This window comes from Variovorax sp. AC194 (assembly GCF_979257995.1).
Genome location: NZ_OZ409823.1, coordinates 6,707,159 through 6,730,997, shown reverse-complemented (window position 1 = coordinate 6,730,997; position 23,839 = coordinate 6,707,159). Strand labels below are relative to the sequence as shown.

The following is a 23,839-nucleotide window of genomic DNA, read 5'->3' as shown; positions in this document are numbered from 1 at the left end:
GAACGGAAGTTCGCCATTTGTGAAATTTAGATGTGCTATGGATTTATCATGAATCCTTATGAACCTTTCGACCCGCCAGATGCGCGCCTTTCTGCAGGTCGCGCGCCTGGGCAACTTCACGCGCGCGGCCGAGCAGGCGCACATCACGCAGGCGGGGCTGAGCATCCTGATCCGCGAGATGGAAAAGCAGCTGGGCTGCCGGCTCTTCGACCGCACCACGCGCGTGGTGAACCTCACGCCCGCGGGGCGGCGGTTGCTGCCGGTGGTGGAACGGCTCGTCACCGACCTCGACGACGTGGCCGCGCAGCTCGGTGCCGAAGGCGACGAAGCGCGCCAGACCTTGCGCATCGCGGCCACGCCGCTGGTGTCGTCGCACCTGCTGCCGCAGGTGTTCACCACGTTCCGCCAGGCGCATCCGCAGGTGAGCCTGCGCCTCTTCGATGCCGACCTGCGCGATGTCGAGGCGATGGTCGCGGCCGGCGATGCCGATGTGGGCCTCGGCTTCTTCTTCAAGGCCGCGGCGGGCCTGGAGCGCACGCCGGTCGGACGCTTTCACCTGATGCGGGTGGCGGCGTCTGCAGATGAGGCCGATGAAGCGCCGGCCATCGGCACGGTGCCATGGTCCGCGCTGCGCACCGCCGAACTCATCGGCCTGCCACCGGGCAACCCGATCCAGAAGGTGATCGACCAGCACCTGGTGGCCACCATCGGCCGCGCCGATGCGCAGCGGCCCACCTTCAATTTCTTCGGCACGCTGATCTCGATGGTGGAGGCTGGCTTCGGCACCGCGGTGATGCCGACCTTCGCGCTCGCGGCCTGCAGGCGGCACCGCGTGCGCACCGACGTGCTGGTCAAGCCGAAGGTGGGGCTGGACTTCTACCGCATCGCCAAGCGCGGCGCGCACGAGACGGAGGCGATGCAGGCTTTCGTGGCGACGCTGGAGAAGGCGCTGCCCGCGCTCTCGCGTTAATCCTCGCCGGAGGGTTCGACCAGCCGCTTGCGCAGGAACTCCGCGAACGCATAGGCGATCACCGGCAGCTGCCGCCCGCGCAGGCTGGCCAGCACCAGTTCGCCGCGCGGAAAGCCGCGGTCCTCGATATCACGGGCCACGATGTTGGGGTCGTCGGTCCAGGTGCCGATGGCCATCTGGAACGAGATCGATTGGCCGTCGTACAAGCAGCCGCGCAAAAATTCGAAGCTGTTGCTCTCCACCATGGCGCGGATCGAGGTGGAGCTGCGCGCGAGAAAGCGCTCGAGCAATTGGCGTCCACCCGTGTCGCGGTTCGGCAGCACCACCGGGAAGTCGGCGCAGTCGCGCAGGCGCAGGGTCTTGGCCTTCGCCAACGGATGGCGCCTGTGCATGATCGCCATGAGCTTTTGCTCGACCGCGCACACGCGTTCGATGTCGGCCTCCGGCGCGAGATTGAACACCAGCGCGAGGTCGGTCTCGAAACTGCGCAGCGCGCTCGCGGCCTGCACGTGATCGCCGATGCGCGCATCGAAACCCACCAGCGGATGCGTCCGGCCGAAGTCGTTGATGGCAGCCGGCAGGAAGCGCGGCGCGAGCGCCTGGCTCGCCACCAGCCGCACCGCGCCGCGCCGCAAGCCCTGCAGCTCCTCGATCTCGGAGCGCACGCGGTCCAGTTCCGACGCGCGGCCGCGGATGTAGCGCACGAACAGCTCGCCCGCCGCGGTGAGCCGCATGCCGCGCGGCAATCGCTCGAAGAGCGGCGTGCCCAGCTCTTCCTCCAGGTCCTGGATGCGGCGGTTGACGGCCGAGGGCGCGACATGCAAGCGCTCGGCCGCCTGGCGGATGGAGCCGGCGCGGGCGACCTCGTCTGCGTAGCGCAGGAAGCGAAGGTGGTTCATGCCCGCTGCAGTTGCACGAAGCGCGCCACGAATGCCGCGCTGCGTGTTGCCGCAACGGCAACGCACAGTACGTGATTCGGTACGGATCGAGAGCACCTTCTGGCACGTCGGCTGCGTGCCCGCATCGCATGACACGCCGATCCGCACCTTCGCGCACCAACACCGAGCAACCGTCCGCCCGCTTCGGCCCGGTGCCCCACAACGCATGGACGCTGGCCGGTGGCCGCGTCAGCCTGGTGCGCGCACCGAAACGGCCGCTGCCGGTGCAGATGCCCGCCGAGCCGCAGCCGATCGAGTTCGACCTCGCGCGCAGCGCGCTCGTCGTGATCGACATGCAGAACGACTTCTGCCACCCCGAGGGCTGGTTCGCCCAGAAGGGCATCGGCATCCGCGCGGCGCGCAAGCCGATCGCGGCCATCGCCCGCCTGCTGCCGGCGTGGCGCGCGGCCGGCGGCGCGGTGGTGTGGCTCAACTGGGGCATCCGCGCGGACCGCCTCAACCTGTCGCCCACGGTGCAGTTCAAGGGCAAGCGCAGCGCCGATGGCGTCGGCTACGCCGAGCATTCGCCCATCGACCACGGGCCTTCGCTGGTGCAGGGCGAGTGGGGCGCGCAGGTGATCGACGAGTTGGCCGGCGCGCCCGGCGACATCACCGTCCACAAGCACCGCCTGAGCGGCTTCTGGGACAACGAGCTCGACAGCATCCTGCGCCAGCAGGGCATCACCACGCTGCTGTTCGCGGGCATCAACACCGACCGCTGCGTGTTCTCGACGTTGCAGGACGCGAACTTCCTCGGCTACGACTGCGTGCTGCTGAAGGATGCGTGCGGCACCTCGTCGCCCGCCTATGTCACGCGCGGCATTCATTTCATCGTGCAGCAGCTGCACGGGTTCGTTGCGACCGCCGAGTCGCTGCTCGATTCGCTTTCTTCTTTGTCCTCTCCCTCCAAGAAACGCTAGGAGTCCTTCGCATGCCGTTATCTTTCTTTTCCAAGCCGCGCCTCGCTCGCGCGCTCGCTTCGCTGGGCGCCGCCGGCCTGGCCTTGGCGGCCACTTGCGCCGCCGCGCAGGTGCCGCTCAAGCTCGTGCTCAACTGGAAGTACGAAGGCCCGCAGGCCTGGTTTTTCGTGGCCCAGGACAAGGGCTACTTCAAGGCCGAAGGCCTGGACGTGCAGATCGACCAGGGCGAGGGCTCCGCCGCCTCGATCCCGAAGGTCGCGGCCGGCGCCTACCAGGCCGGCTTCGGCGACCTCAACGCGCTGATCGATCTCGCATCCAAGCGCCCGGCCGACGCGCCGGTGGCGGTCTACATGCTCTACAACACGCCGCCCTTCACGATCGTGGTGAAGCAGGACAGCCCGATCAAATCGCCCAGGGACCTGGAAGGAAAGACCGTCGGCGGTCCGGCCAACGACGGCGCGCTGAAGCTGTTCCCGGCCTTCGCCAAGCTCGCAAAGGTCGATGCGGCCAAGGTGACCATCACCAACATGGCGCCCAACCTGCGCGAGCAGATGCTCACCCGTGGGCAGATCGACGCCGCCTTCGGCTACGTGACCACCGTGAGCTTCAGCGCCAAGGCGATGGGGCTCGATCCCGCGAAGGACCTGCGCTTCATCCGCTACGGCGACAACGGCATGGACCTGTACTCCAACGCCGTGTTCTTCTCGCGCACCTTCGCCAAGGAGAACCCCAAGGCGGTGCAAGGCTTCGTGAAGGCGCTGAACCGGGCCGTCAAGGAAGTCATCGCCGATCCGGACATGGGCATCGACCACGTCATGAAGCGCGAGCCGCTGCTCAAGCGCGAGGTCGAGAAGGAAAAGCTCTTCGCCACGCTGCGCAACGACATGAGCCACCCCGAAGTGGCGCGCATCGGCCTGGGCGACGTGGACGACGCGCGGCTGAAGAAGTCCATCGACATCGTGGTGGACGCCAACCAGCTGCCGCGCACGCCGGCACCGGCCGAGGTGTTCGACCGCGGCTTCCTGCCCGCGCGCGCCGAGCGCCCCTCCAAGACATTGAACGCATCGAACTGAAAGCGAGAAACGACATGGACCTGCAACTCAAAGACAAGGTGACGCTCATCACCGGCCCGGCCAAGGGCATGGGCCGCGCCGTGACGCTGGCCTTCGCGCGCGAAGGCGCCAGGCTCGTGCTGGCCGGGCGCGACACCGGCGCCATCGAGCCTGTGGCGGCGGAAGCCCGCGCGCTCGGCGTCCAGGCGATCGTCGTGCCCTGCGACCTGACCGTGGGCGCGCAGACCGAGGCACTGGCGGCGCATGCGCTGGAAGCCTTCGGCCGCATCGACGTGCTGGTGAACGTGGCCGGCGGCTCGGGACCCATCGGCAAGACCGGCTGGGAAACCACCACCGAGGAGTTCGACGAGATCGTGCAGCTCAACATGACCGGCTGCTTCAACACCATGCGCGCCGTGCTGCCCGGCATGGTCGCGCGCCAGAGCGGCAAGGTGGTGAACGTGGGCGGCACCTTCGGCATGCGCGGGCGCGCCGGCCGCATGGCCTACTCGGCCTCCAAGTGGGGCCTGCGCGGCATCACCAAGAGCTTTGCGCTGGAGGCAGGGCCGCACGGCATCAATGTGAATTGCGTGGCGCCCGGCATGGTCGACGGGCCGCGCTTTCGCGAGAAGGTGTGCGCCAACATGGCCGAAAAACTCGGCATCACGCTGGAAGAAGCGATGACGCGGCACGCGGCCGACTACGCGCTGCGCCGCGTCTCCACCGATGCGGACGTGGCCAACGCCTGCCTCTTCATGGCCAGCGACGTGTCGCGCCAGATCACCGGCGTCGACCTGCCCGTCGATGGCGGCTGGGCAATGCTCTGAGGAGGCCACGATGCATAAAGAAGTCGACCTTGTCATCCGCGGCGCCCGCGTGGTCTCCGCGGACCAGATCATCGAAGCCAGCGTGGCCATCGCCGGCGAGCACATCGTGGCCGTCGGCCACGACGACACCATGCCGCCCGCGCGCCAGGAGATGCGTGCCGACGGCCTCTACCTGCTGCCGGGCGCCATCGACAGCCACGTGCACTTTCGCGACCCCGGCTATCCCAACAAGGAAACCTGGAAGACCGGCTCGGCCGCCGCCGCGATGGGCGGCGTGACCACGGTGTTCGAGATGCCCAACACCAACCCGTCGACCGGCACCGTCGAGGCATTGCGCATCAAGCAGAAGGCGGCCGAGTCGTCGTACTGCGATTTCGGCATCCACGGCCTGCTGGGCGACGACACGGTCGATCGGCTCGAAGAGCTGCTCGATGCGGGCGTCACCAGCTTCAAGGCCTTCGTCGGCAACACCTTCGGCAATTTGCCCGCGCCCACGGACGGTGCGCTGCTCGAAGGCTTCGAGACGCTCGCGCCGCTGGGCATTCGCACGGTGGTGCATGCGGAGAATTCGTCGATCCTGCAGCGCCGCCAGAAGAAGATGCAGGCGGCCGGCCGCATCGATGCCATGGCCCACCTGGATGCGCGGCCCGCCGTGGCCGAGATCGAGGCCATCGGCCGCGTGCTCACGCTGGCCGAGTGGACCGGTGCGCGCGTGCACATCGCGCACCACAGCGCGGCCGATTCGCTGTTCCTGCTGCGCGAAGCCAAGCGCCGCGGCGTCGACGTGACGGCCGAGACCTGTCCGCAGTACCTGCTGTTGAACACCGGCCACATGCTCAAGCTCGGCGGCGTGATGCGGCTGAACCCGCCGATCCGCGAGGCGCGCCACAACCAGCCGTTGTGGGACGCGCTGCTGGACGGCACGCTCGACATGATCGCCACCGACCACGCGCCGCACACGCCGGAGGAGAAAACCCGCGAGAGCATCTGGGACTGCGACTGCGGCTTCCCGGGCGTGGAAACCCAGATGCCGCTGATGCTGACCGAGGTGAACCGCGCGCGCGCCACCTTGATGGACTACGTGCGCTGGAGCGCGGTGAACCCCGCCAAGGCCTGGGGCCTGTACGGCACCAAGGGCGTGATCGCACCCGGCGCGCACGCGGACATCGCGATCGTCGACATGCAGCGCGCGGGCACGCTGTCGCAGAACAAGCTGCAGAGCATCAGCAAGATCTCGCCGTGGAACGGCCGCGCGGTGCAGGGCTATCCGCTGCACACGCTGTTGCGCGGGCGCTTCGTGATGCGCGAGGGCAAGCTGGTGGTCGACGCGGTCGGCTGGGGCCGGTCGGTGAAGGGCGTGCAGAAGATGCCCGCCCCGAAGCCGCGCAACACCGAGCACTACAGCCGCGCGATCCTGCAGACGCCGCCCGGGGTGCCCGCGACGGCCGTGCCCGTCGGCGCGGTGGATTGGGACGCGGCATGAGCACCGCCGCGCGCGTGCAGCAGGTGCAGGTCTGGCGCATTCCGTGCAGCGGGCCGGGCGACCTCGGCGGCGTGAAGGCGCTGATCGATGCGGGCGAGATCGTAGCGGCCGACATCGTGGCCGTGATGGGCAAGACCGAAGGCAACGGCTGCGTCAACGACTTCACGCGCGAGTACGCATCGACAGCGTGGTGCCACTTGCTCGCCCCCGCGCTGGGCTGTGCGCCCGAAGCGGTGCATGGGCGCGTGGCGCTGGTGATGTCGGGCGGCACCGAGGGCGTGCTGTCGCCGCACTTCACCGTGTTCGCGCGGCGCTGGGTGTCCGGTGCATCGGCCGTCCGGGGCAAGCGCCTCGTGGTCGGCATCGCGCAGACGCGCGATTTCCTGCCGGAAGAAATGGGCCGCGCCGCGCAAATCGACGCCACGGCCGACGCGGTTGCAAAGGCCATGCGCGATGCCGGCATCCAGAGTGCGAGCGATGTGCACTTCGTGCAGGTCAAGTGCCCGCTGCTCACCTCGGCCAAGGTGTCGGCGGCGCTGGCGCGCGGTGCTTCGCCGGCCACCCACGACAGCTACGAGTCGATGGGCTATTCGCGCGGCGCATCGGCGCTCGGCGTGGCGGTTGCGTTGGGAGAGGTCGCGCGTGAAGAGATCGGCGACGCGAGCGTGATGAGCGACTGGCGGCTGTTCTCCGCGCGCGCCTCGGCGTCGGCCGGCATCGAGCTGGAGGGCAATGTCGTCATCGTGCTCGGCGAGGCGGAGGGCAGCGCGTCCGCGTTTCGCATCGCCCACACGGTGATGCGCGATGCGATCGACGCCGCGAGCGTGCGCGCGCTGCTGCGCGATGCCTTCGGCCTCGATGCGGAACGCGATGCGCAGGCGCTCGCCGCGCGCCTGGTGAACCTGCTCGCGAAGGCCGAGGCCAGCCCGGACGGCCGCGTGCGCGACGCCCGCCACACGATGCTCAACGACTCCGACATCCACTCGACGCGCCATGCGCGCGCCGTGGTGGGCGGCGTGCTGGCCTCGGTGGCCGGCCACACCGCGCTGTACGTGTCGGGCGGCGCCGAGCACCAGGGGCCCGCGGGCGGCGGGCCGGTGGCCGCGATCCTGCGGATGGACGACGACACGGCTTCTTCCACTTCACCCGTCTTTTCCTGAAGGACCCCATGGGCAACGCATTCATCCAACTGTCCGACGTGATGCTGCGCTACGGCGGCGGCACCATCGCCCTGGACCACACGACGCTGGACATCGAGAAGGGCGACTTCGTCGCGCTCGTGGGCCCGAGCGGCTGCGGCAAGTCGACCATCCTGAAGCTGGTGGCGGGCCTCTTGCGGCCGAGCGCGGGCGCGGTGATCGCCGGCGGGCGCGAGGTGGGCGCGGCCGGCACCGCGGTGGCGGCGGGCGCGCATGCATCGCCCGCGCCGCGGCTTCGCATCGGCCTGGCGTTCCAGAACCCGACCATGCTGCCGTGGCTCACGATCCGCGAGAACGTGATGATCCCGCTGAAGATCGTCGAGCCCTTTCGTCAGCACTACCGCAGCAAGAAGCGCGGCGAATACGCCGAGCGCGCCGACGCGCTGCTCGCGCAGGTGGGCCTCAAGGGCTTCGGCGACAAGCGGCCGTGGCAGCTGTCGGGCGGCATGCTGCAGCGCGCATCGCTCTGCCGCGCGCTGGTGCACGAGCCCGAGCTGCTGCTGCTGGACGAACCCTTCGGAGCGCTGGACCAGTTCACGCGCGAGGAGCTCTGGGACATCATGCAGACGCTGTGGATCGCCAAGCGCCCGACCGTGCTGCTGGTGACGCACGACCTGCGCGAATCGGCCTACCTGGCCAACCGCATCTGCGTGATGAGCGCGCGGCCGGGGCGCATCCTGGAGACGCGCGACGTGGGCTTCGCGCGGCCGCGCACGCTGGAGAGCAGCTACGCACCCGAGTTCGCGGCGCTGGTGCAGCAGCTGCGCATGCGCATTGCACAGGCGCGTCGCGAGAGCGATGCCGTGCCTGTGGCGCCCGTACAGGCTCGGACGCGCTCGCTCGAAGAGGTGGCCGCATGATCGCGCCGCTCGCACGGCAGCGCCTTCTTTCCGCCAGCGCGCTCATCGGCTTCTTCGTGCTGTGGGAGGTGGTCTGCCTGGCCTTCGGCGTGTCCGACCTGATCCTGCCGCGCCCGAGCCAGATCGCGCTGGTGCTCCTGCAGAAGATGCCGCTCCTGTGGCCGCACACCGTGCAGACGCTCTACACCACGCTCGCGGGCTTCGTGCTCGGCGTGGGCGCGGGCATCGTCATCGGCGTGGTGATCGGCTCGTCGAAGCTGGCCTACGACGTGACCTATCCGCTGCTGGTGGGTTTCTCCAGCATTCCGAAGGTCGCGGTGGTGCCGCTGTTCGTGGTGTGGTTCGGCGCGGGCACGGTGCCGGCGATCCTGACCTCGATGGTGATCAGCGTCTTTCCGGTGGTGGTGAACGTGGCCACCGGCCTTGCGAGCACCGAGCCCGAACTGGAAGACGTGCTGCGCGTGCTCGGCGCGAGGAAGCGCGACATCCTCTGGAACGTGGGCCTGCCGCGCGCACTGCCTTATCTCTTCGCTTCGCTCAAGATCGCGATCACGCTGGCTTTCGTGGGCACGGTGCTGAGCGAGACCGTAGCGGCCAATCAGGGCATCGGCACGGTGATGATGATCGCCAGCGGCAACTTCGACGTGCCGATGGTGTTCGCGGGGCTCTTCCTGCTGGCGGCGATGGGCGTGGCGCTGTATGCCGTTTCCTCGCTGGTCGAGCGGCGGATGACGGGCTGGGCGCAGCGCAAGACCGACATGGCGATGGCATGACGAACGACCTCATCCGCATCACCGCCGGGGGCCTCTGCTTCGTGGCGCAGACGAACCCCGACGCGCCGCTCACCGTGGCGGCATTTCGCCAGTTGCTGCCTTACCGCCAGAAGCTCATCCACGTGCGCTGGAGCGGCGAAGGCTGCTGGGTGCCGCTGGGCGATTTCCAGCTGGGCGTGGGTTTCGAGAACCACACCAGCCACCCCTCGGTGGGCGACATCCTGTTCTACCCGGGCGGCTACAGCGAGACCGAGATCATCCTGGCCTACGGCGCCTGCAGCTTCGCCAGCAAGATGGGCACGCTGGCGGGCAACCACTTCCTCACCATCGTCGAAGGACGGGAGCACCTGCGCGCGCTCGGCACCAAGGTGCTGTGGGAAGGCGCGCAGGACGTTCTCTTCGAAACCATCTGATCCACCCAAGGGAGCCTCGCATGTCTTCTTCTCCAGTGTCCCGCCGCGCGGCGGTGGTCGCGGTGTCCGCCGCATTGGGCGCATCGCTCGCGTCGCTCGCGGTGCGCGAAGCGCGCGCGCAGCAGCAGCAGCCGCTCACGCCCATCAAGTTCGTCCTCGACTGGAAGCTGCAGGGCATCCACGCCTGGTACTACCTCGCAGAAGACCGGGGCTACTTCGCGGCCGAGAAGCTCGCGGTGGCGATCGACCAGGGCGACGGTTCCGCGGCCACCGTGACCAAGGTGATGGCCGGCGCCTACGACGCGGGCTTCGGCGACGTCAACGCGATCGTGCAGAGCGCGGCCGCCAGGCCCGGCGCCGCGCCCGTGATGGTCTACATGGTCTACAACCGCGCGCCCTTCGCCCTCATCGTCAAGTCCGGCAGCCCGATCAGGACGCTGAAGGACCTGGAGGGCCGCACGCTGGGGTCGCCTGCGGGTGGCGCCGCACTGCGCATGTTCCCGCTGATGGCGGCCAGGAGCGGCGTGGACGCGAGCAAGGTCAAGTGGACGAACATGGCGCCCAACCTGCAGGAGCAGATGCTGCTGAAGGACCATGTCGAAGGCTCGGCCGTGTTTTCGGTGACCAGCTACATGAACCTGGTGGCGCAGGGCGTGGACCCGGACAAGGACATCCGCTGGTTCCACTACGCGGACCACGGCGTCGACCTGTACGGCAACGGCGTGGTGGTGTCGCGCCAGCTCCTGAAGGACAAGCCGCAGGCCGTGGCCGGGCTGGTGCGTGCCGTCAACAAGGCGGTGCGCGACACCGTGGCGGACCCCGACGCCGCCATTGCCGCGCTCATGAAGCGCGAGCCGCTGCTCAACGCGGCGCTGGAGAAGCGGCGCCTGCTCTACACGCTGCGCACCGTGATGCTGACGCCCGAGGTCGCCGCCGCCGGCCTGGGCGACGTGAACGACGCGCGCATGGCGCGCGCGATCCGACAGGTGAAGGAGGCGTTCGACCTCGCGAGCGCGCCAGCCGCCGGCGAGGTGTTCGACCGGCGCTTCCTGCCGCCGCTGGCGGAGCGCAGAATCGCCGCGCCGTAGGCCCAGGAACAGACACACGCAACCCGACGACGAAGGAAACGCCATGCCCGCTGCGATGCACGAAGGCCCGATCGACTGCGCATGGCTGCTGGCTGATCCCGGCGCTGAGCCTGCGCAGCCCGACATGCGCATCGAACTGGCGGGCGACCGCATCGGGTCGATCGCTCCACTGGCGCACAAAGCCGCCATCGGCACCGGCGGGCCGCGCCTGCTCGCGCTGCCGGCGCTGGCCAACGCGCACGACCATGCACGCACCTTTCGCAGCGCCACGCTCGGCGCCTTCGGCCAGCCGCTGGAAAGCTGGTTGCCGTTTCTCGGCGTGGTGCCGGGCATGGACCCTTACCTGTGCGCCGCGACTTCGTTCGCGCGTTCGGCGCGGCACGGCGTCGCGAACCTGATGGTCCACTACACGCGCGTGCAGGGCGGCATGGCCTATGCCGACGAAGCCGAGGCGGTGGCGCGCGCGGCACGCGATGTCGGCGTGCGCATCGGCTTCGCGATCGCGATGCGCGACCGCCACGGCATCGCCTACTGCGACGACGCGAGCGTGCTGTCGGCCCTGCGCCCGGACATTCGCGACGCGGTGGCCGAACGGCTCGCGGTGAAGCCGGTGGCGCCCGCGCAGCAGCTCGCGCTGGTCGAGGAGGTCGCGCGCAGGATGGAAGAGGCCGGCCACGGCGAGCATGTGACCGTGCAATACGGACCGACCGGGGTGCAGTGGTGCAGCACGCCGCTGCTCGAAGCCATCGCGCAGGCCTCTGCCGACACGGGCCGCCCGGTCCACATGCACCTGCTCGAGACGCGCTACCAGCGCGCTTGGGCCGATGCCAACCACCCCGGCGGCATCGTTCGTTTTCTCGACGACATCGGCCTGCTCACGCCGCGCCTCACGCTCGCGCATTGCGCCTGGGCGCGGCCGGAAGAGCTGGCGCTGATCGCCGAGCGCGGCGCGGCCATCGCGGTCAACACCAGCTCCAACCTGGGCCTGAAGTCGGGCATCGCGCCGGTGCCCGAGATGCTCAAGCACGGTTGCCGCGTGGCCATGGGCCTGGACGGCATGGCCTTCGACGAAGACGACGACGCGCTGCGCGAGATGCGGCTGGCCTATTCGCTGCACCGCGGCTGGGGCTACGACACCACGATGACACGCGAGCAGCTCTGGGCCTTCGCCTCGGGCAACGGCCCGCGCAGCGTGCGCGGTGGGCTGGCCCGGGGCGGGCGCATCGAGCCCGGTGCGCTGGCCGACATGGTGCTGCTGGACTGGGACGCGCTCGACGACGACGCGCTCTTTGCGGAGACCGACCCGCTCGACCTGCTGCTGGCGCGCGGCAACGGCGGCCATATCGCCAAAGTGCTGGTCGGCGGGCGCATGGTGGTCGACGGGGGCCGCGTGCTGGGGATCGACGAGCCAGCGCTGCGCGCCGAGCTGCTGGCGCGCATGCGCGCAGCGCTGGCGGCCGATGCCGGCGGCGCCCTGTCGTGGCGCGAGACCGTCAAGGCGCTGGCTGACGACCTCGGGCCGTTCTACCGCAGCGGGCGCATCGGCGGCTGCTGCGGCTAGCGCGGCTGGCTTTCCTCTACAGCGTGAAGTCGTAGTCCACCGTGATCGGCGCGTGGTCGCTGAACTTGATGGTCTTGTAGATCGCTTCGGTGCGCGCGAGCGCGGCGGTCTTCGGCGTGGCCAGGTGATAGTCCAGCCGCCACCCCACGTTGTTCGCATAGGCTTGGCCGCGGTTGCTCCACCAGGTGTAGGCCTCGGCGGTGGTGTCGGGCTTGAGCATGCGGTAGACGTCCACCAGGCCCGCGCCCTCGGCGCCGGCGTCCAGCAGCTTCGTCATCCAGGCGCGCTCCTCGGGCAGGAAGCCGCTGTTCTTCTGGTTGCCGCGCCAGTTCTTCAGGTCGATCTCCTTGTGGGCGATGTTGATGTCGCCGCACAGCACGAACTCGCGCTCTTTCTTGAGTGCGATGAGGTACGGAAAGAAGCCCTTGAGGAAGCGGAACTTGGCCTGCTGCCGCTCCTCGCCCGAGCTGCCGCTCGGGAAGTAGCAGCTGATGACCGAGAACTTGCGCTCCGGCGTGTCGAAGCGCAGTTCGAGGTAGCGGCCCTCGGCGTCGAACTCGGCATCGCCCCAGCCCACGATGACCTGGCTCGGCGCATGCTTGGTGTAGATCGCGGTGCCGGCGTAACCTTTCTTTTCGGCGAAGTGGAAGTGACCCTTCAGGCCCGCCATTTCCTCGAAGCGGCCTTCGATGTCGCTCGCCTGGACCCGGATCTCCTGCATGCAAATACAATCCGGCGCAAGTTCGGCCACCCAATCGGCGACGCCCTTGGTGGCCGCCGAACGCAGGCCATTGAGATTGAGACTGGTCAGTTTGAACACAAGGAATTTCCCGATGGCTGTAGATGGTGAAAAAAGCAGCGCGGTGGCGCAGGACTTCGTCCAGTTCGCGCTCGACGCCGGCGTGCTGCGCTTCGGCGAGTTCAAGACCAAGGCCGGGCGGATGAGCCCTTACTTCTTCAATTCGGGGCTCTTCGACGACGGCGCCAAGATCGCGCGGCTCGCGGGATTCTATGCAGACCGGCTCGTCGAGAGCGGCCTGGAATTCGACATGATCTTCGGCCCCGCCTACAAGGGCATCCCGCTGGGCGCCACGGTGGCCGCCGAGCTGGCCCGGCGCGGCCGCAACTACCCCTTTGCCTACAACCGCAAGGAAGCCAAGGCGCACGGCGAGGGCGGCAACCTGGTGGGCGCGCCGCTCAAGGGCCGCGTGCTGATCGTGGATGACGTGATGTCCGCCGGCACCGCGGTGCGCGAATCGATCGCCGCGATCGAGGCCGCGGGCGCCACGCCGCACGCCGTGGCCATCGCCCTCGACCGGCAGGAAAAGGCCACCGAGAACGGCGTCGATGTGGACCACAGCGCGGTGCAGTACGTGCGCAACCAACTGGGCCTTTCGGTGATCGCGATTGCCACGCTCGATGACCTGCTGAGCTTCCTCTCGGGGAATGCCGCCGCCGACCTGGGCGCGCACCGCGAGCGCGTGCTGGCCTACCGCGCGCGCTACGGCGCCCACTGAGGATCGCAGCAATGCGTATACGCGATCACGGCAAGCCCACTCGCCTGCTGGCGGTGGCATCGTTTCTCCTGGCGAGCCTCGCCCTCTGCGGCGCCGTGCATGCACAGGGCAAGGATGCGCCCGCCGGCGGCATCTACACCTGCACCGACGCGCAAGGCCGCACGCTCACGGCGGACCGCCCGATCGCCGCCTGCAGCGACCGCGAGCAGCGCGAACTGAGCCCGAGCGGCCTCACGCGCCGCAAGATCGAACCCACCTACTCGGCGCGCGAGATGGCCGAGCGCGAAGACCGCGCCCGCGAAGCCGCCGTGCAGGCGGCCAAGGCGACCGACGAGCGCCGCCGCGAGCGCGCGCTGCTCGTGCGCTACCCGAGCGCCGCCTCGCATGACCGCGAGCGCAACCAGGCGCTGTCGCAGGTCGATGCGGTGATCCAGGCGGCGCAAAAGCGCATTGCGGAATTGGCCGACGACCGCAAGAAGATCGACGAGGAGCTCGAGTTCTACAAGGCCGACACGAGCAAGGCGCCGGGCGCCACGCGCCGCAAGCTCGAAGACAACACGCAGAGCATGACGGTGCAGAACCGTTTCATCGCCGAGCAGGAAGAAGAGAAGAAGCGCGTGAATGCGCGCTTCGATGAAGAGCGTGCGCGTTTGAAGCCGCTCTGGGGTCCGGCCCCGAGCACGGCCGCCGCGGCGCCGCGCTGATCCGCCGGGGCCGCGCTGGCCCCGGGGGTTCATCGATCATCAGCCCAGCTTGGCTTTGAGCAGTTCGGTGACCTGCGCCGGGTTGGCCTTGCCGCCGCTGGCCTTCATCACCTGGCCCACGAGCCCGTTCAGCGCCTTTTCCTTGCCGGCGCGGTACTCGTCGACGTTCTTCTGGTTCTTGGCGATGACCTCGTCCAGGATCGCGTCGAGCGCGCCCGTGTCGGCCATCGGCTTCAGGTCCTTGGCTTCGATGATCGCGTCGACATCGCTGCCTTCGCCGGTCCAGAGTGCGTCGAACACCTGGCGCGCGGCGTTGTTCGGCAGCGTGCCGTCGGCAATGCGCTTGATCAGCTGGCCCAGCTGCAGCGCGCCGACCGGCGCGGCCTCGATGCCGATCTCTTGTGCGTTGAGGCGGCGCGCCATCTCGCCGGTGATCCAGTTGCTCGCGAGCTTGGGCGTGGCGCCGGCCTTCACCGCGTCGTCGAAGTAGCGTGCAAGCGCCGTGCTCTGCGTGAGCTGCGCCGCGTCGTATTCCGAGAGGCCGTGGTCGCCCACGTAGCGCTCGGCCATCGCGCGCGGCAGCTCGGGCATCTCGCTGCGCACGCGCTCGATCCAGTCGGCCGCAATCACCAGCGGCGGCAGGTCCGGATCGGGAAAGTAGCGGTAGTCGGCCGAGTCTTCCTTGGCACGCATCGCGCGCGTCTCGCCGGTGTCGGGGTTGAAAAGCACCGTGGCCTGTTCGATCTGGCGGCCGTCTTCGATTTCTTCGATCTGCCAGCGGATCTCGTAGTCGATCGCCTGCTGCATGAACTTGAAGCTGTTGAGGTTCTTGATCTCGCGCCGCGTCCCGAGCTTCTCGCCGGGCTTGCGCACCGACACGTTGGCGTCGCAGCGAAAGCTGCCTTCCTGCATGTTGCCGTCGCAGATGCCGATCCACGTCACGATCTTGTGCAGCTCCTTCGCATAGGCCACGGCCTCGGCGGTGGAGCGCATGTCGGGCTCGGTCACGATTTCAAGCAGCGGCGTGCCCGCGCGGTTCAGGTCGATGCCGCTCTGGCCGATGAAGTCCTCGTGCAGCGACTTGCCCGCGTCTTCCTCGAGGTGCGCGCGCACGAGGCGCACGGTCTTCTTCTCCTCGCCGAGGAAGAACGACACCGAGCCGCCTTGCACGACCGGAATCTCGAACTGGCTGATCTGGTAGCCCTTGGGCAGGTCGGGGTAGAAGTAGTTCTTGCGCGCGAACACGCTGCGCGGCGCGACGTGCGAGCCGAGCGCCAGGCCCAGCTTGATGGCGCGTTCGACCGCGCCCTTGTTCATCACCGGCAGCGTGCCGGGGAGCGCGAGGTCCACCGCGCAGGCCTGCGTGTTGGGCTCGGCGCCGAAGGCGGTGGAGGCGCGGCTGAAGATCTTGCTCGCGGTCGAGAGTTGCGCGTGCGTCTCGAAGCCGATGATGACTTCATAGCCGCGCACGAGCGGGCCGGTCGGGCGGCCTTGTTGCTGTGCTTCGAAGGTGTTCACGGTCTCGCTCATTTCAGAAGCCCTCCGGCGTGCGCGTGTGCCAGTCGGTGGCTTGCTGGAAGCGGTGGGCTGCGTTGAGCAGCTTGACTTCGCCGAAGTAATTGCCGATCAGTTGCAGGCCCACGGGCATGCCGGCATCGAAGCCGGCAGGCACGCTCATGCCGGGCAAGCCGGCCAAAGATGCGGGCAGCGTGAAGATGTCGGCGAGGTAGTCGGCCACCGGGTCGTCGCCGTGTTCGCCGATCTTCCATGCGGTGGTCGGCGCGGCGGGGCCGGCGATCACGTCGCATTGCTTCAAAGCCTGCTGGAAGTCGTCGGCGATCATGCGGCGCACCTTCTGCGCCTGCAGGTAGTAGGCGTCGTAGTAGCCGTGCGAGAGCACGTAGGTGCCGATCATGATGCGGCGCTTGACTTCGTCGCCGAAGCCTTCGGCGCGCGTGCGTTCGTACATGTCGGACAGGTCCTTGTACTGCTTGGCGCGATGGCCGAACTTCACGCCGTCGAAGCGGCTCAGGTTGCTCGACGCTTCTGCGGCCGCGAGGATGTAGTACACGGGAATCGACAGCTCGGTGCGCGGCAGCGACACCTCGACGCGCCTGGCGCCGAGCTTCTCGTACTGCGCGAGCGCCGCGTCGATCGCTGCGCGCACGCCGGGTGCCACGCCTTCGCCGAAGAACTCCTTGGGCACGCCGATGCGCAGGCCCTCGAGCGAGTCGTTCAGCGAGCGGCCGAAGTCTTCGGCGGGCTTGTCGATGGAGGTCGAGTCGCGGTCGAGATCGGGGCCGCAGAAGGCCGACAGCAGCAGCGCGCAGTCTTCCGCCGAGCGCGCCATCGGGCCGGCCTGATCGAGGCTCGATGCGAAGGCCACCATGCCGTAGCGCGAGGCGCGGCCGTAGGTCGGCTTGATGCCGGTCACACCGCAGAACGACGCGGGCTGGCGAATCGAGCCGCCGGTGTCGGTGCCCGTGGCCGCGGGGGCCAGGCGTGCGGCGACGGCCGCGGCGCTCGCGCCCGAGGAGCCGCCCGGAATGCGCTCGCGGTTCCACGGGTTCTGCACCGGCACGGCCTTGTCGTGGCCCACGGCGGGCACGGCGACGTTCTCGTTGGCCGAGCCCATCGCGAACTCGTCGCAGCTCAACTTGCCCAGCGTGACCGCGCCGGCCCCGGCCAGGCGGCGCACCACGGTGGCGTCGAAGGGCGAGCGGTAGCCCGCGAGCATCCTGGAGCCGGCGGTGGTGGCGAAATCGGTGGTGACGAAGATGTCCTTGTGCGCGATCGGCACGCCGGCCAATGCCGGGGCATTGCCTGCTGCGAGGAGCGCGTCGGCCTTGCGAGCCTGGGCGAGGGTGACTTCTTCGTTCACGTCGACGAAGGTGCCCAGCGATTCGTGGGCCTTCATGCGGCCGAGGAACGCCTCGGAGGCTTCGACGGCCGAGACCTTGCGTTCGGCCAATGCCTTGGCCAGGGCGACCACGCCCATCTGGTGCAGTTCGCCGCTCATTGCTCGATCACCTTGGGCACGAGGAAAAGGCCGGCTTCGACGGCCGGGGCGCTCTTCTGGTTGGCCTCGCGGTTGTTGGGTTCGCTCACCACGTCGTCGCGCAGGCGCAGCGTGATGTCCTCGATCGCGGCCACCGGATGGGCCAGGGGCTCGATGCCCGTGGTGTCGACCGAACGCATGCGTTCGACCAGGTCGAAGAAGCCATTGATCTGGCTGAGCATGCGCTCGCTTTCGTCGCAAGCGAGTTGCAGCCGCGCCAGGGAGGCGATACGGGCGATATCTGAAGCGTCAAGGGACATGGGTCGGACCGGTCAAAAAACCGAAGGTAATCGCACGCCGAAGAGGGTGCTAACACGGGAATCAGAGGGGATTCGGGTATTATCCCGCCTTTGCCGCAACCCCCGCGAACGCGCCGGCTTTTGCGCCAAAAACGATCAATTCACCCCGTCAAACGACCCAAAAATAGAGCGACGACCTGCCGATGCGCAGGCCGTGCTCAGAGGATTCCGCACATGTTTGGAGCTTTCCGTCGGTACTTTTCCACCGACCTTGCGATCGACCTCGGCACCGCCAACACCCTGATATTCGCCCGCAACAAGGGCATCGTGCTGGACGAGCCCTCGGTGGTCGCGATCCGCCACGAAGGCGGCCCGCACGGCAAGAAGGTGATCCAGGCCGTCGGCCGCGAGGCCAAGGCCATGCTGGGCAAGGTGCCCGGCAACATCGAGGCGATCCGCCCGATGAAGGACGGCGTCATCGCCGACTTCGTGATCACCGAGCAGATGATCAAGCAGTTCATCAAGATGGTGCACCCGCGCACGCTGCTCACGCCGAGCCCGCGCATCATCATCTGCGTGCCCTGCGGCTCCACGCAGGTCGAGCGCCGCGCCATCAAGGACGCGGCCGAAGCGGCCGGCGCCACGTCCGTCTACCTCATCGAAGAACCCATGGCCGCGGCCATCGGCGCGGGCCTGCCCGTGAGCGAAGCCTCCGGCTCCATGGTGGTGGACATCGGCGGCGGCACCACCGAAGTGGGCGTCATCTCGCTGGGCGGCATGGTCTACAAGGGCTCGGTGCGCGTGGGCGGCGACCGCTTCGACGAAGCCATCATCAACTACATCCGCCGCAACTACGGCATGCTGATCGGCGAGCCGACGGCCGAAGTCATCAAGAAGACCATCGGCTCTGCCTTCCCGGGCTCCGAAGTCAAGGAGATGGAAGTCAAGGGCCGCAACCTCTCCGAAGGCGTGCCGCGCAGCTTCACCATCAGCAGCAACGAAGTGCTGGAAGCCCTGACCGATCCGCTCAACAACATCGTCTCGGCCGTGAAGAACGCGCTGGAGCAAACGCCGCCCGAACTGGGCGCCGACATTGCCGACCGCGGCATGATGCTCACCGGCGGCGGCGCCCTGCTGCGTGACCTGGACCGCCTGCTGGCCGAGGAAACGGGCCTGCCCGTGCTCGTGGCCGAAGATCCGCTGACCTGCGTGGTGCGCGGCTGCGGCATCGCCCTGGAGCGCATGGACCGTCTGGGCAGCATCTTCACGAGCGAGTAAAAGGCGAAAGCCATCATCGGCCGGCCTCTGCTTGCATAGGCCGGCTTTTTGTTATTTGATTCCGCACCACCGCCGGGTCTGAATTCATGCCTCTGGGCACGCTCGATCGCACAGCGCCACCCCTGTTCAACCAGGGGCAGTCGGCACTCAGCAAGCTGATCTTCTTCGGCGCGCTCTCCCTGTTCCTCATGGTGGCCGACGCACGCTTTCACATCGTCCAGCCGATCCGCGCGACCCTGGGCGCGGTGCTCTATCCGGTGCAATGGGTGGCGCTCAAGCCCGTGCAGATCATGATGGGCGGCGGGCGCTACCTCGAAGACCTGCAGACCGCCCAGCGCAACGAGGCCGACGCCCGCAAGGCGCTCATGATGCAGGCCGAGCGCGCGAGCCAGGCCGACACGCTGGCGCAGGACAACGCGCGCCTTCGGGAGCTCCTCGAGCTGCGCCAGACCACGCAGACGCCGGGCCGCGCGGCCGAGGTGCTCTACGACGCGGCCGACCCCTACACCCGCAAGATCGTCATCGACCAGGGCCTCACGCAGGGCGTGGCGGCCGGCTCGCCGGTGATCGATGCGCGCGGCGTGCTCGGCCAGGTCACGCAGGTGCTGCCCTTCACGAGCGAGGTCACGCTGGTGATCGACCGCGACCTGGCCATCCCCGTGCAGAACACCCGCACGGGCGTGCGCAGCGTGGCCTTCGGCGACGCCTCGGCGCACGGCGGCGGGCTGGAACTGCGTTTCATGGCCGCCAATGCCGACCTGCAGGAGGGCGACCTGCTCTCCACCAGCGGCGTCGACGGCATCTACCCGGCGGGCCTGCCGGTCGCCAGGATCGAGCGCATCGAGCGCCGCGCCGATTCGGCCTTTGCCCGCATCTACTGCGTGCCGCTGGCCAGCGTGACCGCCGCGCGCTACGTGCTGGTGCTCGAGCCCACCGGCGCCCCGACCGCGCCGCCCGCCGCTCCCGCGACCACGCAGAGAAAGCGTGCAGAAGGCAAGCCGGGTGCCGGCAAGAACGAGAAGAAACCCGCCGCACCCGCAGCATCCGCAGGAGGTGGCCGATGATCAAGCGCCCCGGCCAGCAGCAGCTCCTGCTGCCCGTCAGCCCGCTCTTCATGTGGACCAGCCTCATCGTGGCGCTCCTGGTCAACATGATCCCCATCGGCCGTGCCGCCTGGATGCCCGACCTCCTGGCGCTGGTGATCGTGTTCTGGGGCGTGCACCAGCCCTCGCGCGTGGGCATCGGCGCGGCCTTCGTGTTTGGCCTCTGCATGGACGTGCACCAGGCCTCCATGCTCGGCCAGCATGCGCTGTCCTACACGACGCTGGGCTTCTTCGCGATCACGATCCACCGGCGGCTGCTCTGGTATCCGGTGCTGTCGCAGGCGCTGCAGGTGCTGCCGCTCTTTGCGCTGTCGCAGCTGATCGAGGTCATCACGCGGATGATCGGCGGCGGCGTGTTCCCGGGCTGGACGGTGCTGATCTCGCCGGGCGTGGAGGCTGCGCTGTGGCCCTTGGCCTCGGCCCTTCTGCTCGCGCCCCAGCGCCGCACCCCGGAACCGGACGAGAACCGCCCCCTCTAAGCCGAGTCCTTCGCGCATCCGCCATTGCACTTGACTTGCACTAGCACGCGCCTAAGCTCCCACCGCCATGACCGAAATCCGCAACGTCGCCGCCGACCTCGCGCGCTTCAAGCGCCGCGTGATCGTGATCGGGCTGGCGGTGCTGTTCGCGTTCAGCCTGCTGAGCGCGCGGCTGATCTACCTGCAGGTCACGCGGCATGAAGACCTGGCCGAGCAGGCCGAGAGCAACCGCACGGCCATCGTGCCGGTGGTGCCCAACCGGGGGCTGATCCTCGACCGCAACGGCATCGTGCTGGCCTCGAACTACTCGGCCTACACGCTGGAGATCACGCCGTCGAAGGTGAACGATGTCGAGGAAACCATCGACAACCTCACCCAGGTGCTCGAAGTCTCGCCGCGCGACCGCCGCCGCTTCAAGCGCCTGCGCGAGGACTCCCGCAGCTTCGACTCCATCCCGATCCGCACCCGCCTGAGCGACGAAGAGGTCGCGCGCTTCGCGGCCCAGCGCTACCGCTTCCCGGGCGTGGAGATCAAGGCGCGCCTGTTCCGCAACTACCCCAACGGCGAGACCGGCTCGCACGTGCTCGGCTACATCGGCCGCATCAACCAGCGCGAGAAGACCGCGATGGAAGACTGGGAAGAAGAAGAGCAGGCCAACTACAAGGGCACCGACTACATCGGCAAGCTGGGCATCGAGCAGAGCTACGAGAAAACGCTGCACGGCCAGACCGGCGTGGAGCAGATGGAAACCTCCGCCGGCGGGCGCGCCATCCGCCGGCTCGCCAGCCACCCGGCCACGCCCGGCAACACCGTGATGCTGTCGCTGGACATCAAGCTGCAGAAGCTGGTGGAAGACATGTTCGGCGACCGCCGCGGCGCGCTGGTGGCCATCGACCCCAAGACCGGCGAGGTGCTGGCCTTCGTGAGCAAGCCCACGTTCGACCCCAACCTCTTCGTCGAAGGCATCGACACCGAGAGCTGGAAAGAGCTGAGCGAATCGCTCGACAAGCCGCTCCTGAACCGCGCGCTGCGCGGCACCTACCCGCCCGGCTCCACCTACAAGCCTTTCATGGCCATGGCCGCGCTGCAGACCGGCAAGCGCGGCGCCAGCGTGGTGGTGAACGACCCCGGCTACTTCAATTTCGGCGGCCACCGTTTCGGCAGCCCCGAGGGCAACCTGGGCGGCGTGGACATGCGGCGCTCGATCCAGCTGTCGAGCAACATCTACTACTACTCGCTGGCCAACGAAATGGGCGTGGACCTGATCCACGACTTCATGAAGCCGCTGGGCTTCGGTCAGATCACCGGCATCGACCTGGGCGGCGAGGTGCGCGGCGTGCTGCCCAGCACCGAGTGGAAGCGCAATGCCTACAAGCGGCCCGAGGCCAAGAAGTGGTATGCGGGCGAGACCATTTCGCTGGGCATCGGCCAGGGCTACAACGCCTTCACGATGCTGCAGCTCGCGCAGGCCACGGCCATCGTGGCCGACGGCGGCATCAAGCACAAGCCGCACCTCGTGCTGGCCACGCGCAACACGGTGAGCGGGCAGGTGGTGCCGCTGCCGCAGCCGCCGGCGGAAAACCTCGGCTTCACCGCGGCCAACGTCGCGGTGGTGCGCGAGGGACTCACCAGCGTGGTCACCAGCGGCACCGCGCGCGGCGTGTTCGCGGGCGCGGGCTACCAGGCCGCCGGCAAGACCGGCACGGCGCAGGCCGTGACGCAGGCGCAGAACACCAAGTACAACGCCCGCGCGCTCGAAGAGCATCAACGGGATCACGCCCTCTTCATGGCCTTCGCGCCGGTCAACAACCCGAAGATCGCCATCGCGGTGATCGTGGAGAACGCCGGCTGGGGCGCCGGCGCCGCCGCTCCCATCGCGCGCCGCGTGTTCGACTACTGGCTCATGGACCAGTACCCGAGCGAAGCGGACATGGCCGCCATCAAGATCGGCAAGGCCACCGCGCCGATGGGCAAGCCTCGCGTGGCGAGCGAAGTGGCGTGGCCGGTGGCGGCGACGATTGCCGCTCCGGCACCCTGAACCTCTTGCTCCCTCTCCGGAGGGAGAGGGGACAACACAAAGCCTCAGGCCACCACGGTGCCGCTGACCTCCCCCAGGCCGATGCGCACCGTCCCCGCGCGCTCGCAGTAGCCGCGCATGACCAGCGTGTCGCCGTCTTCCAGGAACGTGCGCTTCTCGCCGTTCGGCAGCGTGATCTGCTGCTTGCCACCCAGCGTGAGTTCGATCAGCGAGCCGGCCTCGTCGGGCTTCGGCCCCGAGAGCGTGCCCGAGCCCAGCAGGTCGCCCGGCTGCAGGTTGCAGCCGTTCACCGTGTGGTGCGTGACCAGTTGCGCGGCGGTCCAGTAGGCGGCCTCGGTGGTATTGCCGCGCGTGAGGCGCGCGGGCGCTTCGCCGGCCGCGCGCATCTTCGCGGTCTGCAGCAGCACTTCGAGCGTGATGTCGAGCGCGCCGGCCTCGCGGTTCGATGGCGCATCCAGGTACGCGAGCGGTTGCGGATCGCCTGCGGGCCGCTCGAACTTCGCGCGGAACGGCGCGAGCGCCTCCATCGTCACGATCCACGGCGACAGCGTGCTCGCGAAGTTCTTCGCGAGGAATGGGCCGAGCGGCTGGTATTCCCAGGCCTGCAGGTCGCGCGCGGACCAGTCGTTGAGCAGCGTCACGCCGAAGAGGTGGTCTTCGGCCTCGCCGATGGCGATCGGCTCGCCCAGCGCGTTGCCGCGGCCGACCAGAAAGCCCAGCTCCAGTTCGTAGTCCAGGCGCTTCGAAGGCCCGAAGCTCGGCTCGGCCGCATCGAGCGCCTTGGTCTGGCCCTGCGGGCGCTTGAAGACCTGGCCGCTCACACCGATGGACGAGGCGCGGCCGTGGTAGCCGATGGGCACCCACTTGTAGTTGGGCATCAGCGGCTGGTCGGGGCGAAAGAGCTTGCCGATGGTGGTCGCGTGGTGGATGCCCGTGTAGAAGTCGGTGTAGTCGCCGATGCGGCAGGGCACGGTGAGCTCGGCCTTGCCCTGCGCGAGCAGCGCCTTCGACCACGCGGCCTCCTTGCCGCTGCCTTCTGCGAGGCCGGCGGAGATCGCAGCGCGCAGGGCCTGGCGATCCTTCGCGCTCGCGCTCATCAGCGTGTTCATGTCGTCGGTCTCGACAAGGCCCGCGGCCTTCAGGTCGAGCACCTGGTCGCCGATGGCGACGCCGATGCGAAAGGCCTCGCTGCTGCCCGCGCTGCGAAAGCGCCCGAAGGGCAGGTTCTGGATCGGGAAGTCGGTGCCGGCGTCGTTGGCCGATGCGACCCAGCTGCGCAGCTTCGGGTCGTGGGTGGCGTTCAGTGCGATGGTCATGTGTGGCTTTCGTTTCTGTGTTC

Annotated in this window: 23 protein-coding genes; 17 read left to right on the top strand and 6 right to left on the bottom strand. The window is 68.5% G+C overall.

What is annotated here, in order from left to right; all coding sequences use genetic code 11:
* Positions 1–58 precede the first annotated feature (58 nt).
* A complete protein-coding gene (locus ACZYRS_RS31690; RefSeq protein WP_198786962.1) occupies positions 59–970 on the top strand; it encodes a LysR family transcriptional regulator in 912 nt (303 codons plus the stop codon).
* On the opposite strand, the gene ACZYRS_RS31685 is transcribed toward ACZYRS_RS31690, so the two are convergent.
* The gene (locus ACZYRS_RS31685) at positions 967–1,869 is read right to left on the bottom strand and encodes a LysR family transcriptional regulator (protein WP_463422363.1); all 903 of its coding nucleotides are present in this window, start codon (positions 1,867–1,869) and stop codon (positions 967–969) included. The two genes, ACZYRS_RS31690 and ACZYRS_RS31685, sit on opposite strands and share 4 nt — an antisense overlap.
* Positions 1,870–1,997: 128 nt before the next feature.
* Between ACZYRS_RS31685 and ACZYRS_RS31680 the strand changes: the two genes are divergently transcribed.
* From ACZYRS_RS31680 to ACZYRS_RS31635, 10 genes are read left to right on the top strand one after another with little or no spacing between them, the layout of a single operon-like run.
* Positions 1,998–2,828 carry a cysteine hydrolase family protein gene (locus ACZYRS_RS31680; protein WP_198786964.1) on the top strand — a complete coding sequence of 277 codons (831 nt, stop codon included), beginning with the start codon at positions 1,998–2,000 and terminating at the stop codon, positions 2,826–2,828.
* An 11-nt stretch (positions 2,829–2,839) separates the two neighbouring features.
* A complete protein-coding gene (locus ACZYRS_RS31675; protein WP_463422362.1) occupies positions 2,840–3,901 on the top strand; it encodes an ABC transporter substrate-binding protein in 1,062 nt (353 codons plus the stop codon).
* A gap of 14 nt (positions 3,902–3,915) precedes the next feature.
* On the top strand, positions 3,916–4,707 hold the full coding sequence (locus tag ACZYRS_RS31670; RefSeq protein ID WP_463422361.1) for an SDR family NAD(P)-dependent oxidoreductase: 792 nt from the start codon (positions 3,916–3,918) through the stop codon (positions 4,705–4,707).
* Between the two features lie 10 nt (positions 4,708–4,717).
* Positions 4,718–6,190 carry an allantoinase AllB gene (gene allB, locus ACZYRS_RS31665; RefSeq protein WP_463422360.1) on the top strand — a complete coding sequence of 491 codons (1,473 nt, stop codon included), beginning with the start codon at positions 4,718–4,720 and terminating at the stop codon, positions 6,188–6,190.
* Positions 6,187–7,350 (top strand): cyanuric acid amidohydrolase, encoded by a 1,164-nt coding sequence (atzD, locus tag ACZYRS_RS31660; protein WP_463422359.1) that lies wholly within the window; start codon positions 6,187–6,189, stop codon positions 7,348–7,350. Before allB ends, atzD begins: the two co-directional genes overlap by 4 nt.
* A gap of 8 nt (positions 7,351–7,358) precedes the next feature.
* The gene (locus tag ACZYRS_RS31655) at positions 7,359–8,249 is read left to right on the top strand and encodes an ABC transporter ATP-binding protein (RefSeq protein ID WP_463422358.1); all 891 of its coding nucleotides are present in this window, start codon (positions 7,359–7,361) and stop codon (positions 8,247–8,249) included.
* Entirely contained in the window at positions 8,246–9,022 is a 777-nt protein-coding gene (locus tag ACZYRS_RS31650; RefSeq protein WP_463422357.1) for an ABC transporter permease, read from the top strand. The genes ACZYRS_RS31655 and ACZYRS_RS31650 overlap by 4 nt, the downstream gene beginning before the upstream one ends.
* Positions 9,019–9,435 (top strand): DUF3830 family protein, encoded by a 417-nt coding sequence (locus ACZYRS_RS31645; protein WP_463422356.1) that lies wholly within the window; start codon positions 9,019–9,021, stop codon positions 9,433–9,435. Before ACZYRS_RS31650 ends, ACZYRS_RS31645 begins: the two co-directional genes overlap by 4 nt.
* A 20-nt stretch (positions 9,436–9,455) precedes the next feature.
* A complete protein-coding gene (locus ACZYRS_RS31640) occupies positions 9,456–10,523 on the top strand; it encodes an ABC transporter substrate-binding protein (RefSeq protein WP_463422355.1) in 1,068 nt (355 codons plus the stop codon).
* Between the two features lie 43 nt (positions 10,524–10,566).
* Complete coding sequence (locus ACZYRS_RS31635; RefSeq protein WP_463422354.1) at positions 10,567–12,084, top strand: amidohydrolase family protein; 1,518 nt, start codon at positions 10,567–10,569, stop codon at positions 12,082–12,084.
* A gap of 16 nt (positions 12,085–12,100) precedes the next feature.
* On the opposite strand, the gene ACZYRS_RS31630 is transcribed toward ACZYRS_RS31635, so the two are convergent.
* Positions 12,101–12,904: an exodeoxyribonuclease III gene (locus ACZYRS_RS31630; protein ID WP_198786972.1), complete on the bottom strand. Its 804-nt coding sequence runs from the start codon at positions 12,902–12,904 to the stop codon at positions 12,101–12,103.
* 13 nt (positions 12,905–12,917) lie between these two features.
* Here ACZYRS_RS31630 and pyrE point away from each other — a divergent pair, with 13 nt between their 5' ends.
* Entirely contained in the window at positions 12,918–13,601 is a 684-nt protein-coding gene (gene pyrE / locus ACZYRS_RS31625) for an orotate phosphoribosyltransferase (RefSeq protein ID WP_198786973.1), read from the top strand.
* 11 nt (positions 13,602–13,612) lie between these two features.
* Complete coding sequence (locus ACZYRS_RS31620) at positions 13,613–14,305, top strand: DUF4124 domain-containing protein (protein ID WP_463422353.1); 693 nt, start codon at positions 13,613–13,615, stop codon at positions 14,303–14,305.
* A gap of 39 nt (positions 14,306–14,344) precedes the next feature.
* Here the strand turns inward: ACZYRS_RS31620 and gatB are convergent, their stop codons facing one another.
* Genes gatB through gatC form a run of 3 tightly spaced genes read right to left on the bottom strand, consistent with a single transcriptional unit; the run spans position 14,345 to position 17,623 of the window.
* The gene (gene gatB, locus ACZYRS_RS31615) at positions 14,345–15,835 is read right to left on the bottom strand and encodes an Asp-tRNA(Asn)/Glu-tRNA(Gln) amidotransferase subunit GatB (protein WP_463422352.1); all 1,491 of its coding nucleotides are present in this window, start codon (positions 15,833–15,835) and stop codon (positions 14,345–14,347) included.
* Between the two features lies 1 nt (position 15,836).
* Positions 15,837–17,324, bottom strand: a complete 1,488-nt coding sequence (gene gatA, locus ACZYRS_RS31610) for an Asp-tRNA(Asn)/Glu-tRNA(Gln) amidotransferase subunit GatA (protein WP_463422351.1) — start codon at positions 17,322–17,324, stop codon at positions 15,837–15,839.
* The gene (gatC, locus tag ACZYRS_RS31605) at positions 17,321–17,623 is read right to left on the bottom strand and encodes an Asp-tRNA(Asn)/Glu-tRNA(Gln) amidotransferase subunit GatC (protein WP_463422350.1); all 303 of its coding nucleotides are present in this window, start codon (positions 17,621–17,623) and stop codon (positions 17,321–17,323) included. Before gatC ends, gatA begins: the two co-directional genes overlap by 4 nt.
* Positions 17,624–17,836: 213 nt before the next feature.
* Here gatC and ACZYRS_RS31600 point away from each other — a divergent pair, with 213 nt between their 5' ends.
* The 4 genes from ACZYRS_RS31600 (at position 17,837) to mrdA (ending at position 22,500) form a co-directional block, all read left to right on the top strand.
* Positions 17,837–18,880, top strand: a complete 1,044-nt coding sequence (locus ACZYRS_RS31600) for a rod shape-determining protein (protein ID WP_013538761.1) — start codon at positions 17,837–17,839, stop codon at positions 18,878–18,880.
* 86 nt (positions 18,881–18,966) lie between these two features.
* Positions 18,967–19,944, top strand: a complete 978-nt coding sequence (gene mreC, locus ACZYRS_RS31595) for a rod shape-determining protein MreC (RefSeq protein ID WP_198786978.1) — start codon at positions 18,967–18,969, stop codon at positions 19,942–19,944.
* A complete protein-coding gene (mreD, locus tag ACZYRS_RS31590) occupies positions 19,941–20,462 on the top strand; it encodes a rod shape-determining protein MreD (protein WP_198786979.1) in 522 nt (173 codons plus the stop codon). The genes mreC and mreD overlap by 4 nt, the downstream gene beginning before the upstream one ends.
* Before the next feature lie 67 nt (positions 20,463–20,529).
* Complete coding sequence (gene mrdA / locus ACZYRS_RS31585; RefSeq protein WP_198786980.1) at positions 20,530–22,500, top strand: penicillin-binding protein 2; 1,971 nt, start codon at positions 20,530–20,532, stop codon at positions 22,498–22,500.
* A gap of 44 nt (positions 22,501–22,544) precedes the next feature.
* On the opposite strand, the gene fahA is transcribed toward mrdA, so the two are convergent.
* Positions 22,545–23,816 (bottom strand): fumarylacetoacetase, encoded by a 1,272-nt coding sequence (fahA, locus tag ACZYRS_RS31580; protein WP_463422349.1) that lies wholly within the window; start codon positions 23,814–23,816, stop codon positions 22,545–22,547.
* Between the last annotated feature and the right edge of the window lie 23 nt (positions 23,817–23,839).

Bases quoted from the DNA above. Each gene is read 5' to 3' on its own strand.
- ACZYRS_RS31645 (WP_463422356.1), top strand. From the start codon at position 9,019: ATGACGAACGACCTCATCCGCATCACCGCCGGGGGCCTCTGCTTCGTG.
- mreC (WP_198786978.1), top strand. From the start codon at position 18,967: ATGCCTCTGGGCACGCTCGATCGCACAGCGCCACCCCTGTTCAACCAG.
- ACZYRS_RS31690 (WP_198786962.1), top strand. From the start codon at position 59: ATGAACCTTTCGACCCGCCAGATGCGCGCCTTTCTGCAGGTCGCGCGC.
- ACZYRS_RS31650 (WP_463422357.1), top strand. From the start codon at position 8,246: ATGATCGCGCCGCTCGCACGGCAGCGCCTTCTTTCCGCCAGCGCGCTC.
- ACZYRS_RS31680 (WP_198786964.1), top strand. From the start codon at position 1,998: ATGACACGCCGATCCGCACCTTCGCGCACCAACACCGAGCAACCGTCC.
- ACZYRS_RS31670 (WP_463422361.1), top strand. From the start codon at position 3,916: ATGGACCTGCAACTCAAAGACAAGGTGACGCTCATCACCGGCCCGGCC.
- mrdA (WP_198786980.1), top strand. From the start codon at position 20,530: ATGACCGAAATCCGCAACGTCGCCGCCGACCTCGCGCGCTTCAAGCGC.
- ACZYRS_RS31600 (WP_013538761.1), top strand. From the start codon at position 17,837: ATGTTTGGAGCTTTCCGTCGGTACTTTTCCACCGACCTTGCGATCGAC.
- mreD (WP_198786979.1), top strand. From the start codon at position 19,941: ATGATCAAGCGCCCCGGCCAGCAGCAGCTCCTGCTGCCCGTCAGCCCG.
- gatA (WP_463422351.1), bottom strand. From the start codon at position 17,324: ATGAGCGGCGAACTGCACCAGATGGGCGTGGTCGCCCTGGCCAAGGCA.
- ACZYRS_RS31640 (WP_463422355.1), top strand. From the start codon at position 9,456: ATGTCTTCTTCTCCAGTGTCCCGCCGCGCGGCGGTGGTCGCGGTGTCC.
- atzD (WP_463422359.1), top strand. From the start codon at position 6,187: ATGAGCACCGCCGCGCGCGTGCAGCAGGTGCAGGTCTGGCGCATTCCG.
- fahA (WP_463422349.1), bottom strand. From the start codon at position 23,816: ATGACCATCGCACTGAACGCCACCCACGACCCGAAGCTGCGCAGCTGG.
- ACZYRS_RS31685 (WP_463422363.1), bottom strand. From the start codon at position 1,869: ATGAACCACCTTCGCTTCCTGCGCTACGCAGACGAGGTCGCCCGCGCC.
- allB (WP_463422360.1), top strand. From the start codon at position 4,718: ATGCATAAAGAAGTCGACCTTGTCATCCGCGGCGCCCGCGTGGTCTCC.
- pyrE (WP_198786973.1), top strand. From the start codon at position 12,918: ATGGCTGTAGATGGTGAAAAAAGCAGCGCGGTGGCGCAGGACTTCGTC.
- ACZYRS_RS31655 (WP_463422358.1), top strand. From the start codon at position 7,359: ATGGGCAACGCATTCATCCAACTGTCCGACGTGATGCTGCGCTACGGC.
- ACZYRS_RS31620 (WP_463422353.1), top strand. From the start codon at position 13,613: ATGCGTATACGCGATCACGGCAAGCCCACTCGCCTGCTGGCGGTGGCA.
- ACZYRS_RS31635 (WP_463422354.1), top strand. From the start codon at position 10,567: ATGCCCGCTGCGATGCACGAAGGCCCGATCGACTGCGCATGGCTGCTG.
- ACZYRS_RS31675 (WP_463422362.1), top strand. From the start codon at position 2,840: ATGCCGTTATCTTTCTTTTCCAAGCCGCGCCTCGCTCGCGCGCTCGCT.
- gatB (WP_463422352.1), bottom strand. From the start codon at position 15,835: ATGAGCGAGACCGTGAACACCTTCGAAGCACAGCAACAAGGCCGCCCG.
- gatC (WP_463422350.1), bottom strand. From the start codon at position 17,623: ATGTCCCTTGACGCTTCAGATATCGCCCGTATCGCCTCCCTGGCGCGG.